Genomic DNA, 12,783 nt, shown 5'->3' on the forward strand with positions numbered 1-12,783 from the left:
AGTATGTATGGAGGGCGATACGCCCTCCTTCTCCTTCCTGTTGATGATAATTAACGCTTAAGATTGATCAGTTCATTCAAAATCTCATCCGACGTAGTAATGATTCTCGTATTAGCCTGAAATCCTCTTTGTGCCGTTATCATTTCCGTAAATTCTTCAGCCAGATCAACGTTCGACATTTCAAGAGTACCTGATACGAGCTGACCGGCTCCGTCCTCGCCGGCTATACTCAAGTTATCGATACCAAGAGGCCCGCCTGCCGGACCGTTCACCCATCCGGCGTTGGCCGTTTCCTGAAATTCATTGTTACCGATTTTCCTGAGTCCGGACGGGTTGGAGAAATTCGCCAGCATCACACGTCCCGCTACCTCTGTTTCCCCCTCCGGGTTCACGTAGTTAATGGTTCCGTCACTTTGTACACTGAAACTCTGGGCGTCAGAAGGAATGGTCAGCGCACCTGCCCGGCCCGTCAATCCGGTTCCATTCCCCTGATCTCCGATGATATACTTACCATCTCCATTCACAAGGACACCGTCACTGTCGAGGTAAAAATTTCCGGCTCTTGAAAAAGTGACATTCTCATTCCCCTGCAGGCCTCCACCCGTAGCTGTTCCATCCCCGCTTTCATACATAGCGAACATCCCGTCCCCTTCTATGGAAAGGTCCAGAGGCCGGTTAGTTGTTTGTCTGTTTCCCTGGGTGTGCAGGTTATCGATGGTGCCTACTTTGGAACCGAGACCGACCTGTTTAGCATTCACTCCGCCGAGCGTACGCCCGGGGCCGCCCCCAAGCGGGCCCTGAGCATCCTGCATCGTCTGACTCATCATCCCCTGGAACGTCGTTCTTCCTTTTTTGAAACCGAAAGTATTTACGTTGGCAATGTTATTTCCTATCGTATCAAGCTTCGTCTGAAAACCTTTCATTCCTGAAATTCCCGAGTACATGGATCGTAGCATGTTATTCATCCTCTCTTTAATTCAATCGCTTCTGTCCATCCGCGATTGGAAGGCTTCCTTTATAAGGTCCGGCCTTTGTTACATAATTATCGTCCCGTCGATGTTGGTGAAAAGACGGCTGTTCGCCGATTGTTTATCCATCGCGGTGACTACGGTATTGCTGTTCGTGTTTACCACCAGCACAGCTTCCTTCGTAAGTACAAGCGAGTCACGTACGCCTTTTCGTTTCGCTTCGGTCAATTTCTCCCCGATTTTATTCCACTGTTCGGAGGGTATTTCTATATTTCTTTCTTCCAGTCTCTGTCTGGCATGTTTACTTAACGTAAGCTGCTGACCCAGCACTTCCTGAAAGGAGCGGTCCGTTTCTTTCGGTTTCGACCTTTCACGATTCACATCCAGTGGCATCGGGTGATAGGACCTGTGGATTTTAGGTTCCATGTTGGTCGCCATCCCTGTTATTTCTCACTTCCTGGATGCTGCTCACGGGTACACGGGCTCCATCATCTAATTTAAGGAAAACCTCTCCTTCTTTCAGACTCACGGCTTCCACAACTCCGCTTTTCAGTTCCCCCCGGTCCCCTTCACTTTGCTCTTCCGGGAAATACGCAATCTCTTTAGCAATCATGTGACTGTATTCGGCTACGGAACCTTCTGATTTATCAAAATACTTTTCGAATGTATTACTCATATTCGTCATCTGTTCCAGCTGAGTAAATTGTGCCATTTGAGCAACGAAATCCTTGTCTTTCATCGGATCAAGCGGACTCTGATTCTGCAGCTGACTCATAAGTATTTTCAGGAAATCATCTTTTCCGAGAGTGCCGGCTTCCTGATTATCTCTTTTTTTTATGTGGTTCTCGAGATAATACGTAGAATCGATTGTGTTCAATTCGACCACCTAAACTTTCTCATTTAGTATTTCGGAAAAAGAGAGTTCTTCCGTTTTCAATTCTTCGTCTGTCTCTTCTTCAAAAGTCGGGGTGCGAGCTTCTTCTTCCCTCTCTTCTCTTCCATCCGGAGAGTCTCTTTCGTAAAGGAACTGCTGATTAACGTTCGGTTCGACTTTTTCAACGACTACCTGATGGGGAGCGAAGATGGAACGTAGTTGATGCATGTTGCTTTCGAGTGTTTCCTTCGCCGCCTGCGTACTCACTATCATCCTGACAGTGGTCTCACCGCCTGATTGGGAGAATTTCAGAATCATTTCACCGAGAGACGACGGTTTCAACTTAATCAGCATACGCTGATTCCCCGCTTCATCATGAAAAATCCGGCTGGTAGTAATCATTTCCTGGATCTGGTTAAGGAATTTCTGTCGTCCCGGGTTTTGCGAATCCGTGGAAACGTTTTGGACCGTCATCTGCTCCGCTTTACTCATGGGCATAAAAAAACCGGGGAGGACATTTTTCTCTGTTTTCACTTCCGATACTGCAACGGGATGGTTGGAGCGACTTGAAACAGCTTGCGTTCCCCATTTTTCCGTTTCTTTTACGGGTAACTTCCCTCTCTCCCGTATTGGAGCAGGCAGAGATGTTTCCTCTTTTATAATGTTCACCAGTTTCCTGAACAGCTTTTTCTCTTCTTCAGAACCTGTTGTTTCAGCTGCCGGAACGGTGCCGGTCCGACCTTCCGGAGTTGCGATGAATTTTTCAAGCAGACTTTTAAGAACTTTCACATCTTCTTTATTTACTCTTCCGGCTGCTTTTAGCGTGTGCAGAAGAGTCCGGAAGGTCTGAAACGTATTTTCTTTTTCCTCTCCGGAAGCGCGCTCGCCTCCTTTACTTTGTGGCGGCGGTTCTGAAGCTAAAAGGTTCATAAGCAAAGTGAAAACAGTAGATGTCTCACCGGAAGGTACTCTGTTCAGCAGGTCCGTCAATTCACCGATCGTCGTTCCGTCACTTTCGTGCGTTGCTTGCAACGGCGATTCAGGGATGACCGTATTCTCTTCAATCGTTTTCAAGACTTTGTTTATCATTTCGATTTCCGCGGATAAATTTCCGCTTACCGCTTCTTCACTTAAAAACAGCCCTGGTTCCACTTCCGCCTCTGTCGCCTTTATATAAAACATATCTGTAACTGCCTCTCCGTTTGTCCGCGAAGGCTCGGGCAAGAGCACATACTCTTCAATCGCTTTCATGATTTTGCTAATTATTTTATTTTCCGAGGATGCTTCCATTCCATCATTGGCTGATTTCATGTTCAAAATCAACTCGGCAAACCCGCCTGAAGCCGACTGCGATACGGCTTTTTCTGTGAAGGGAACGGATTTCTCCGATAAATTAACGGCTGGCAAAGGTCCCATTATTTTCAACACTTTCACCTCCTTTCCATTCAGTCAGACGCCAGAAGCTCCGCTACAGTTGCTCCGGTTTCCGGCTCCATTGCGGCAAGTATTTCTCCTCTGGCTTCACTTTCCGTTTCTCTCAGTACTTCTACAACAATAGCCAACTCCATATTTTCGGATATCGAAGCAGCTTTCTCAGGATCCATTTCTTCAAAGGAACCCGCCAATTCTGTAACATTCGTATTTTGTTCATTTTCTTCCTTATCTTCTTTATCGGTTGCACTGCTTTCCAATGTAGCTATTTCCTGTTTCATATCTTCAATTTTACTGTCTTTGGCTTTAACGGTACCTTTAAGCTCCTCGATTTCTTTTTTATAGTTTTCCACATTTGATTCGAGCTCGGCACTTTTCCGCTCGTTCCGCTTTTCTTCTTCCGCATTATCCGTTTCAGTGAATCCCGGAATTTTCCGGCCAACTTCAGCAGCTTCCTCCATTACGTTCATCCCCATCATCTTCATTACAACAATAGTAAAAATGCCTACAAAAATGAGGGGGACTACTATAACGAAAAAGAACCATTGTAATTTTCCGGCCTTCTGTTCCTCATTGTTTTTCCTGCTCATCTCATCACCTGTTCACTCTGTTTGAGTATTGCTGTAGAGATATCTCGTCCATTTCCCGGGCTTCCTCTTTTTTCAGCCAGCTGCTGTGTTCCTCTATTTTCAGCTCAATCAACTTCTCATATTTTTTCACTTGTTTAAACGCTTCATTACGCTGATCTTCCAGCTCATTCATTTTGAATCTTGCTTCCTGCACCCGGGGATGGAGCTGTTTCACTTCATCTTCTACCATTTGCACCGCATACTGATGATGCTGGATGGACGAAAGGTCCACCATCCCCCCGGAAAGATTATCATCAATTTTCATCTCCAGTTCCTCCTTTTCTTTCAGGAGGTTGTACAGAGACGTCGCTTTTTCTTCAAAAGTATCAACGGCTGCCTGATAGTTCTTCTGCATCTGATCTTTTTCCCGTTCCTTGAATTTCTTCAAATTCAGAAAAGCATTTATGTTCACTATTATTCCACCTTCTACAGACGCTTCTTTTATCTGTGGGCTATGTCTTTGAAATTATCCATCTGTCAGAAACAATTCTTCAAGCTCTGCTACTGTCAGCTCGTAAGGTGCTTTTTCCATAGTTTCCTGCGAAAGGAAATTAATCAGTTCCGGGTACTTGCCGATGGCCGCATCAATACTTTTGCTGCTCCCTTTTTTATAAGCGCCGATCTGGATTAATTCTTTATTCTCTTCGTACGTCGACAGCAGGGAGCGGAACTGCTTCGCTGTCTGCAGATGGCGTTCGGTGACAATCTGATTCATAACTCTGCTTACTGAACTGAGTACGTCCAGTGCAGGATATCTCCCCTGCTCCGCTATTTTACGGTTAAGGATAAAATGGCCGTCCAGTATGCCCCGGACAGTGTCCGATATAGGTTCGTTGAAGTCGTCTCCGTCCACGAGTACAGTGTAAAAAGCAGTGATAGTACCCTCTGCACTGCTCCCGGTCCGTTCCAGCAGCTTTGGAAGCATAGCGAATACGGAAGGGGTATACCCTTTAGTGGTCGGCGGCTCTCCTGTAGCGAGGCCGATTTCCCGCTGAGCCATTGCGACCCTGGTCACCGAATCCATCATTAAATTTACGTCGTACCCGAGAGATCTGAAATATTCACTGATGGCTGTGGCCGTATACGCTCCCTTTTGCCTGAGCAGAGCCGGCTGATCCGAGGTAGCCACGACAACGATTGAACGTTCAAGCCCTTCTTCTCCGAGATCGTTCTCCAAAAATTCCCTTACTTCTCTTCCCCGCTCCCCTATAAGGGCTATGACGTTAATATCTGCCGAGCTGTTACGCGCTATCATACCGAGCAGCGTACTTTTCCCGACGCCACTCCCAGCAAAAATACCTATTCTCTGCCCTTTCCCGACGGTCAACAGGCTGTCTATGGCCCTTACCCCGAGTTCAATCGGCTCTCTGATTCTCGGACGGGAAAGAGGGTTCGGAGGAGACTGGTTCGTTTCGAATTTATCGAGTCCGAGAGGGTGGGCGCCTCCATCCATCGGCTCTCCGAGCGCGTTCAGTACCGAACCGATGAGGCCCCTGCCGACTTTAATATTCAAGGGGCTGTGGGTAGCTTCCACAAGACTTCCCGGTCTGATTTCAACCATCTCCTGATAGGGCATCAACAGTATATTTTCTCCCTGAAATCCCACAACTTCCGACAGGATCATCCCGTTTTCCGCTTTCGGACAATGGATATAGCACACATCACCTATGGAAGCTTCCGGTCCTTTCGATTCCACCATCAGTCCTACCACTCTGTGAATCCTCCCATAATGCTTATACCTTTGCACCTGAGATATTTCTTCGGTGACTGCCGTTATATCCATTTCATTCTCCTTCCTTCACAAGCTCAATGACCGCTTTTCTGATCAGATCCAGCTGACTGTCGACACTTGCATCTATTCTTCCGAAAGGTGATTCGACATAGCAATCCAGTGGATCGTCAAAATGCTTAACATAGACGGAGACACGGGCTTCGGAATTAATCGTTTTTCTGAGCTCCTCCCGGTATACAGCTACCTGTTCATAAAAATCGGGATGCACATAAATAGAAACAGCCGGCTGATCGGCCACTTCTTTCACGGCTTCAGCGACCAGATGCTGGAACTGTTCAGGATGGTCCTGAAGTGATTGCCCGAGTATGTTTTTGGCTGCGTTCATGGCAATATGCAGCACATCCATTTCGGCACTTTTAATTTTATCCATCCGCTCTTTTTCTGCCTGATTGATAAGATTGTTCAGTTTTGCAATTAATGAGTCGTACCTTGCTTCGGCCTGCTGCATCCCTTCGGTGTAACCTGACTCGTATGCCTCTTCTCTGGCTGCTGCAAAAACGATCTCCCTTTCTTCCTCAAGGGCCTTTCTTTCTTTTTCTGCCCTGGCCTTCGCACCGTTCAGCAGCTTCTCTGCCTGCTGTTTTCTTTGTTCAAAAAAAGACTCTGCTTCCTCTTCTCTCTGCATGATTTCTTCGTTTTTTGCCGGCAGCCGCTCTTCACTTCCGCGTGAGTGTCCTTCACCCGCAGAGAAAGAGCGGATGGGTATGATACGTTTAGACAATGATGTCATCTCCTCCTCCGCGGGCGATGACAATCTCACCTATCTCTTCAAGTTGTCTGATAGTGCCCACCACTCTCGTCTGGGCTTCTTCGACATCTCTCAGGCGGACAGGGCCCATAATTTCCATTTCTTCTCTGAAATTCTCAACCATTCTTTCCGACATGTTTTCAAACACCACTTCCTGTACTTCGTCACTCGCAACTTTGAGAGACAGCTGTAAATCTTCGCCGTTAACCTCTCTGATCACCCGTTGTATCCCACGGTTATCGAGCGTTACTATGTCTTCGAAGACAAACATCCGTTTCTTAATTTCTTCTGCAAGTTCAGGGTCCCGGGCTTCAAGTGCATCCAGAATTGTTTTCTCCGAACTTCGATCCACCCCGTTCAGCACTTCCACTACAGCCTCTATACCGCCGGTTTCGGTATAGTTATTCGTTAACGTAGCCGACAGCTTATTTTCAAGTATCTGTTCCACTTCATAAATAACTTCCGGCGAAGTGGAATCCATCGTGGCGATTCTGCGCGCAATGTCCGCCTGTACTTCCTGCGGTAGCTCGGATAGAATCTGACCGGCCTGAGATGCATCCAGATATGAGAGAACTAAAGCTATAGTCTGAGGGTGTTCATTCTGGATGAAGTTGAGTACCTGGGCAGGTTCCGCTTTTCTGGCAAAGTCAAAAGGTTTTACCTGAAGGGAGGAAGTAAGTCGGCTCAGGATATTCGAGGCCTCGTCAGTCCCCACGGCTTTTTCCAGAACTTCTTTCGCATAAGAAATCCCGCCCTGTGAAATATAGTCCTGGGCGAGGGCGATCTGGTGAAATTGTTCGACTATCTCTTCTTTCTGAGTGCTGTCCACTTTCTGTACGGAAGAGATCTCAAGCGTCAGCTGTTCCATTTCTTCTTCACTCAGGTGTTTGTAAACCTGGGCGGCTACGTCCGGACCGAGCGATATAAGTAAGGCAGCCGCCTTCTGTTTACCCGAGAGTTTTTTCTGCGGCATTCAGCCACCTCCTTAATCTTCCGAAATCCAGGTTCGCAATAACTTAGCAAAATCTTCCGGATTTTCTTTTGCCATGAGTTCAAGCTGCTTTTTCCTTCTGGCTGCTTCATCATCCCGATCTTCCATGTCTGGTAACGGTTCGGAAACGGTCGTTGCTGGTGCTGTTTCTTCATAATATTCTTCTTCGGTTCTGCGATTGCGGATAATTCTGAATACTAAGAAGATAAGACCAAGGATAAGCAGACCTCCGACGATGTATATCCACAACGGAATCTTCTTCGATTCTTCTTCTGTGAAAGAAGCACCCTGGAATTCCTGGAAAACGATGGACACACTGTCTTCCGGATTTACGTTCTCTTCATATTGAGTATTTATTGAAGTATTGATCATCGAGTTAAGCAGGGTATCGATTTCCCCGGAAACCTCTTCCTGTTCGGCTTCCGTCAAATATTCGAGTTCCCCGTTTTCATTCTGGCCGCTGGCAGTATCCACCGCTACCTGTATACCGAGATCCCGGATTTTGAAGGGACTTTCCTCTATATCCTTATAAATGCGATTGAACTCATTATTAACCGTTTCTTTCGTCATTTCATAATCACCCGGTCCCTCTCCGTCTTCTCCGGGGTAATTCTGCACGTCTTCATCGCCTGATCCTGCCACGCCCCCGGGGGCTCCTCCTCCGGTATAGGCTTCTTCGATCTTTTCTATACTGACAGGAAGCCCTTCCATTTCATCCGGATTTACGGATTCGACAAGTTCTTCCTTACGCTTTTCCTGAGTGAAGTCGATATCCGCAGTGACACTGGTCACCGCTTTCCCGGGACCCATCATGGCTCCGAGCATTTTCTGCACACGCTGCTGTATGTCCCGTTCTATCTGCTTTTTAGTTTCCTGCTGCTGAGTATAATCTGCAGCTCCGGCTACTGCATCAGAACTTTCGGGATCATAATATTCGAAATTCTGATCCATAATAGCTATATTTTCATTAGTAAGATTGGGTACGGATTTCGATGCCAGGTTATACAATGCTTCGACCTGTCCTGCCTCAAGGCGGTACCCGGGTTCCGTGTTCACTACAATGGAAGCCGACGTCTGCTGCTGATCGTCCGAGACGAATACTTCTTCTTCCGGAATGTTGATCATCACTTTTGCATCATTGATCCCCTCGATGCTGCTCATGAGGGCGGCGAGTTCCGTCTGCATGGAGTCGACACGTATCATATCGAATTCATTATCCGTCATCCCCCAGGATACGTTGTTACTGAAGAAACTGTAATCGATGTTTCCGCTTTCCGGGATCCCGGCCGCTGCCAGGTCCACAAGAAGAGACTCTGCGTTCTCGGCGGGTACGCTGATGGTAGTACCCCCGTCCGTTATCTCATATTCTATTCCCCGGGCTTCAAGTTCCCCTTTCACCTGCCCGACTTCCGACTGGGAAAGCTCCTGATAGAGTGGGACCATATTCGTTCTGGAAGCAAAAATACTAATAACTACTATAATGAACAAAAGAGCAAAAACTGATCCGACCATCAGTCTTTTTTGCCCTTCTGACCTATCTTTCCAGTAAGCAGTCGCTTTATTTTTAAAATCGTTAAATTTCTCGTTCATATTAGCCCCCACAAAAAACAACCATATATTCGTATTTGTTTGTCAGAATCTACACTTGCATTCTCATCACTTCTTTATAGGCCTCAATCACTTTGGACTGAACTTCCGTGGCAGTAGACATCATGATACTTGCTTTCTGAGAAGTGATCATTACGTTGTGCAAATCGTCCACCTCACCGCGGGCCAGCGCTTTAGTCATTTCATTGGATTCAACCTGCGCATTATTTACTCCGTCGATAGCGTTCTTCAAACTATCCCCGAACTTCGAGTGGACCTCGGAAGCTGACGGTCCGGAATTATCACGTACTGCTATCTGGGGCAATCCGTTAATCGGGTTCACCATATCTCCCCCTCCTATCTTCCTATTTCAAGAGCTTTCATCAGCATGCTTTTCGACGCGTTCATGGAAGTGACGTTAGCCTCGTATGACCTCGTAGCACTCATAAGTTCCGTCATTTCCCTTAAAGGATCGACGTTGGGCATCTGTACATACCCGTCCCCGTCTGCATCCGGGTGCTCCGGCCGATATACGTTTTTGAAAGGTTCATCATCTTCCGTTATTTTTGTGGCACGCACGCCCGTTCCCTGCCCTGGAGTTTTCCCCGAGGCGTGATTCAGGTAAGACCGGAAAGATTGTTGACCTGGTTCAAGGACGGCCATTTTACGACGATACGGCTCCCATTCCCCCTGTTCATTGAGGGTCGCCCGTGTAGAATCGGCGTTCGCTATGTTGGAAGAAGCCAGATCCATCCGCAGCCTCTGCGCCGTCAGACCACTGGCACTGTTATTGATGGAATGGAATATACTCATCAGGCGCCTCCTCCTTTGATAACATTTTCAAGGGAGCGGAATTTACCGCTCATCCGATCGACAAGCGCCTGGTAATAAATTTGATTATTTGCAAGCTCCGTCATTTCCTTATCTATGTCCACATTATTCCCATTATGGTTATATGTAGTGCCGGATCGTTCGAATTTGTGATAGCCTGCTTTTTGTCCTTCGCTGAACGAAAGATGTCTCGCATTGGTACGCTCGGCTTCAAGTGCTCCATTCAGAACATTTCCAAATGAAACATCCTTTGATTTATACCCGGGCGTATCCACATTGGATATATTGTTTGAAATTGCCCGGTTTTTTGCCGTGGCGTAATTCAATGAATTTTCTAATACGTTGAAAGTATTATTGAATAACTGCAATTTTTCACCCCACTCAATTTTATCAGCCCCATTCACCGCCGTTATTTTTAAAACCGGGGCAAGAGACTTTTTAACCGTATGATTTCAAACATGACCGAATTATTTCGCTTAGTTAAGACCTCATCTTAAAAGCAAACCTTCCTTATCGTCATTTTCCCACAATTATTAATAATAATAAACGTTTTTTTGTAATTTTTTTTCAAAATAGCTTAAATTAGCAATTTTCATCGGTTATTTTATTTCTAAAAACAGGCATGGAAGCTGCTTTATATACAAAAAAAGCCACAAAACAGATGTTAACGTCTGCTTTGTGGCATTCAGTGGAATGAATCGTCTTTAATTGTTCGACCGTAGTATATCTATCAGTCGGTTTTAAGTCTTTGCAGTTCGAGCAGGAAATTATCATTCAGCACTTTAATATAAGTACCCTTCATTCCGAGAGAGCGTGACTCGATTACCCCGGCACTCTCAAGTTTACGGAGGGCATTTACGATAACGGAACGGGTAATACCGACCCGGTCTGCAATTTTACTGGCAACGAGCAGGCCTTCTTTCCCTTCAAGTTCTTCGAAGATGTGCTCAATTGCTTCAAGTTCACTATAGGAAAGAGAGCTTACAGCCATCTGGACGACGGCTTTGTTCCTGGCATCTTCCTCTATTTCTTCCGTTTTTTCGTGCAGAATCTCCATGCCCACTACGGTGGATCCATATTCAGCGAGCAACAGATCGTCTTCATTGAAGCTCTGATCAAGTCTGCTGAGAATCAACGTTCCCAGACGCTGGCCGCCGCCGATAATCGGACAAATGGTCGTCAAACCTTCTTCGAACAGATCTTTGTTCTCCTCCGGAAAAGCTGTGTAGCGGCTTTCGATATCCAGGTTCGACGTAGTCTCCTGGATATTGAAGAGGCTGTCCGTATAGTCCGCAGGGAACTGACGGTTGGAAAGCATGGAATTCATGCGTTCGTTTTCGATTTCCTGTTTGATTGCAAAACCGAGCAGCTTTCCTCTCCGGCTTACCACGAAAATATTAGCTCCGATTACGTCTCTGAGCGTAGCGGACATATCGTTGAAGTCCACTGATTTCCCTGTAGTAGTTTGCAGCATAGCGTTTATTTTTCTCGTACGTTCTAGCAAGTTCATTTTCATTCCTCCAGTCCTAAAGTATAAATCTGCTTAAATCTTTGTCATCTACAATCGCAGACAGTTTGCTGTCTACGTACTGCGGTGTGATTTCAATGGTTTCCATCGTTACTTCGGGAGCTTCAAAGGATAGATCCTCGAGAAGCTTTTCCAGAATAGTGTGGAGCCGGCGGGCCCCTATATTATCTGTGTCCCTGTTAACAGTAGCCGCAATCTCCGCGAGTCTCGTAATCGCTTCGGGAGTAAAGTTGATTTCGATACCTTCCGTCGAAAGAAGTGCTTTATACTGCTTTAACAGTGCGTTCTGCGGTTCCTTCAGAATATTCTCGAAATCCTCGACGCTCAGTTTGTGCAGTTCCACGCGAATCGGGAAGCGTCCCTGTAATTCCGGTATCAGATCCGACGGCTTCGACATATGAAAAGCACCGGCAGCGATAAACAGTATATGATCGGTGGAAACCGCTCCGTGCTTGGTCATAATTGTGGAGCCTTCGACTATCGGAAGGATATCTCTCTGTACACCTTCCCGGGAAACATTACCCTGGGATTCTCCCTTTGCAGCCACTTTATCTATTTCGTCTATGAAGATCATTCCGGACTGCTCCACCCTGTTCACAGCTTCCTGATTCACTTCATCCATGTCGATCATTTTCTGGGCTTCTTCCTGGGCAAGCACCTTTCTGGCATCCTTTACTGCCAGCTTACGCTTTTTCTTTTTGTTTGGCATGAACTGACTGAAAGCATCCTGCATATTCATTCCCATCTGGTCCATACCCGAACCTTGGAACATGTCAAACGCCCCCGCCTGGGACTCTTCCACTTCAATAGTAACCATTTCATCTTCCAGTTCGCCGTTTTTCAGTTGTCTTTCAACGGTCTGACGCTTGTTTTTCGTATCATGGGCTTCGTCTTCTTCTTTCTCTTCCTCTTCACTGTCCTGATTGAAGAGCATTTCAAACGGATTTTTCATCGATGGTCCCTGCTTCTCCGAAGAAGAAGGAACAAGAAGTTTTACGAGACGCTTGTCTGCCTGTTTTTCAGCTTTCTTCTGCACGCCTTCTGTCTTCTCTTCTTTCACGACCCGGATGGAGGCTTCTACGAGATCTCTGACCATCGATTCCACATCCCGGCCTACGTAGCCCACTTCCGTAAACTTTGTAGCCTCCACCTTGATGAACGGGGCGTTCGTCAATTTGGCCAGACGTCTTGCCACTTCGGTTTTCCCGACCCCGGTCGGTCCAATCATGAGGATATTTTTCGGGACTATCTCTTTGCGCATATCTTCATCCAGCTGCATTCTCCGGTATCTGTTTCTCAGCGCAATCGCCACGGATTTCTTTGCTTCTTTCTGACCGATGATATACTGATCCAGTTTTTCTACGATCTTCTGTGGTGTCAAGTCTACAGACATATTCTGGCCTC

15 protein-coding genes are annotated in these 12,783 nt (G+C 46.5%); all 15 read right to left on the reverse strand.

What is annotated here, in order from left to right; genetic code table 11:
* Positions 1-50 precede the first annotated feature (50 nt).
* The 15 genes from flgG to hslU all read right to left on the reverse strand — a co-directional run bounded on the left by flgG (position 51) and on the right by hslU (position 12,772).
* Positions 51-956: a flagellar basal body rod protein FlgG gene (gene flgG / locus AAV35_RS07115; protein WP_040609078.1), complete on the reverse strand. Its 906-nt coding sequence runs from the start codon at positions 954-956 to the stop codon at positions 51-53.
* A gap of 78 nt (positions 957-1,034) precedes the next feature.
* Positions 1,035-1,394 carry a TIGR02530 family flagellar biosynthesis protein gene (locus AAV35_RS07120; RefSeq protein ID WP_008587885.1) on the reverse strand — a complete coding sequence of 120 codons (360 nt, stop codon included), beginning with the start codon at positions 1,392-1,394 and terminating at the stop codon, positions 1,035-1,037.
* Positions 1,384-1,854: a flagellar hook assembly protein FlgD gene (flgD, locus tag AAV35_RS07125; protein WP_008587887.1), complete on the reverse strand. Its 471-nt coding sequence runs from the start codon at positions 1,852-1,854 to the stop codon at positions 1,384-1,386. Before flgD ends, AAV35_RS07120 begins: the two co-directional genes overlap by 11 nt.
* On the reverse strand, positions 1,855-3,270 hold the full coding sequence (locus AAV35_RS07130; protein ID WP_156874361.1) for a flagellar hook-length control protein FliK: 1,416 nt from the start codon (positions 3,268-3,270) through the stop codon (positions 1,855-1,857).
* A 17-nt stretch (positions 3,271-3,287) separates the two neighbouring features.
* The gene (locus tag AAV35_RS07135) at positions 3,288-3,863 is read right to left on the reverse strand and encodes a MotE family protein (protein ID WP_008587891.1); all 576 of its coding nucleotides are present in this window, start codon (positions 3,861-3,863) and stop codon (positions 3,288-3,290) included.
* Between the two features lie 4 nt (positions 3,864-3,867).
* A complete protein-coding gene (gene fliJ / locus AAV35_RS07140) occupies positions 3,868-4,314 on the reverse strand; it encodes a flagellar export protein FliJ (protein ID WP_008587892.1) in 447 nt (148 codons plus the stop codon).
* 54 nt (positions 4,315-4,368) lie between these two features.
* Positions 4,369-5,685 carry a flagellar protein export ATPase FliI gene (gene fliI, locus AAV35_RS07145; protein WP_008587894.1) on the reverse strand — a complete coding sequence of 439 codons (1,317 nt, stop codon included), beginning with the start codon at positions 5,683-5,685 and terminating at the stop codon, positions 4,369-4,371.
* A gap of 1 nt (position 5,686) precedes the next feature.
* Positions 5,687-6,415, reverse strand: a complete 729-nt coding sequence (gene fliH, locus AAV35_RS07150) for a flagellar assembly protein FliH (RefSeq protein ID WP_008587897.1) — start codon at positions 6,413-6,415, stop codon at positions 5,687-5,689.
* Positions 6,408-7,415, reverse strand: a complete 1,008-nt coding sequence (fliG, locus tag AAV35_RS07155) for a flagellar motor switch protein FliG (RefSeq protein WP_008587899.1) — start codon at positions 7,413-7,415, stop codon at positions 6,408-6,410. Before fliG ends, fliH begins: the two co-directional genes overlap by 8 nt.
* A gap of 12 nt (positions 7,416-7,427) precedes the next feature.
* On the reverse strand, positions 7,428-9,023 hold the full coding sequence (fliF, locus tag AAV35_RS07160) for a flagellar basal-body MS-ring/collar protein FliF (RefSeq protein ID WP_008587901.1): 1,596 nt from the start codon (positions 9,021-9,023) through the stop codon (positions 7,428-7,430).
* A 49-nt stretch (positions 9,024-9,072) separates the two neighbouring features.
* Entirely contained in the window at positions 9,073-9,366 is a 294-nt protein-coding gene (gene fliE / locus AAV35_RS07165) for a flagellar hook-basal body complex protein FliE (protein ID WP_008587903.1), read from the reverse strand.
* Positions 9,367-9,377: 11 nt separating this feature from the next.
* Positions 9,378-9,833 (reverse strand): flagellar basal body rod protein FlgC, encoded by a 456-nt coding sequence (gene flgC / locus AAV35_RS07170; RefSeq protein WP_008587905.1) that lies wholly within the window; start codon positions 9,831-9,833, stop codon positions 9,378-9,380.
* Complete coding sequence (gene flgB, locus AAV35_RS07175; protein WP_008587908.1) at positions 9,833-10,219, reverse strand: flagellar basal body rod protein FlgB; 387 nt, start codon at positions 10,217-10,219, stop codon at positions 9,833-9,835. Before flgB ends, flgC begins: the two co-directional genes overlap by 1 nt.
* A 362-nt stretch (positions 10,220-10,581) precedes the next feature.
* On the reverse strand, positions 10,582-11,361 hold the full coding sequence (gene codY / locus AAV35_RS07180; RefSeq protein WP_008587910.1) for a GTP-sensing pleiotropic transcriptional regulator CodY: 780 nt from the start codon (positions 11,359-11,361) through the stop codon (positions 10,582-10,584).
* Between the two features lie 16 nt (positions 11,362-11,377).
* On the reverse strand, positions 11,378-12,772 hold the full coding sequence (gene hslU / locus AAV35_RS07185; protein ID WP_008587912.1) for an ATP-dependent protease ATPase subunit HslU: 1,395 nt from the start codon (positions 12,770-12,772) through the stop codon (positions 11,378-11,380).
* Between the last annotated feature and the right edge of the window lie 11 nt (positions 12,773-12,783).

It is taken from the genome of Salimicrobium jeotgali, from assembly GCF_001685435.2.
GTDB classification, from domain to species: domain Bacteria; phylum Bacillota; class Bacilli; order Bacillales; family Halobacillaceae; genus Salimicrobium; species Salimicrobium album.

Bases quoted from the DNA above. Each gene is read 5' to 3' on its own strand.
- fliI (WP_008587894.1), bottom strand. From the start codon at position 5,685: ATGGATATAACGGCAGTCACCGAAGAAATATCTCAGGTGCAAAGGTAT.
- codY (WP_008587910.1), bottom strand. From the start codon at position 11,361: ATGAACTTGCTAGAACGTACGAGAAAAATAAACGCTATGCTGCAAACT.
- fliE (WP_008587903.1), bottom strand. From the start codon at position 9,366: ATGGTGAACCCGATTAACGGATTGCCCCAGATAGCAGTACGTGATAAT.
- fliF (WP_008587901.1), bottom strand. From the start codon at position 9,023: ATGAACGAGAAATTTAACGATTTTAAAAATAAAGCGACTGCTTACTGG.
- fliG (WP_008587899.1), bottom strand. From the start codon at position 7,415: ATGCCGCAGAAAAAACTCTCGGGTAAACAGAAGGCGGCTGCCTTACTT.
- flgC (WP_008587905.1), bottom strand. From the start codon at position 9,833: ATGAGTATATTCCATTCCATCAATAACAGTGCCAGTGGTCTGACGGCG.
- AAV35_RS07120 (WP_008587885.1), bottom strand. From the start codon at position 1,394: ATGGAACCTAAAATCCACAGGTCCTATCACCCGATGCCACTGGATGTG.
- hslU (WP_008587912.1), bottom strand. From the start codon at position 12,772: ATGTCTGTAGACTTGACACCACAGAAGATCGTAGAAAAACTGGATCAG.
- AAV35_RS07135 (WP_008587891.1), bottom strand. From the start codon at position 3,863: ATGAGCAGGAAAAACAATGAGGAACAGAAGGCCGGAAAATTACAATGG.
- flgG (WP_040609078.1), bottom strand. From the start codon at position 956: ATGCTACGATCCATGTACTCGGGAATTTCAGGAATGAAAGGTTTTCAG.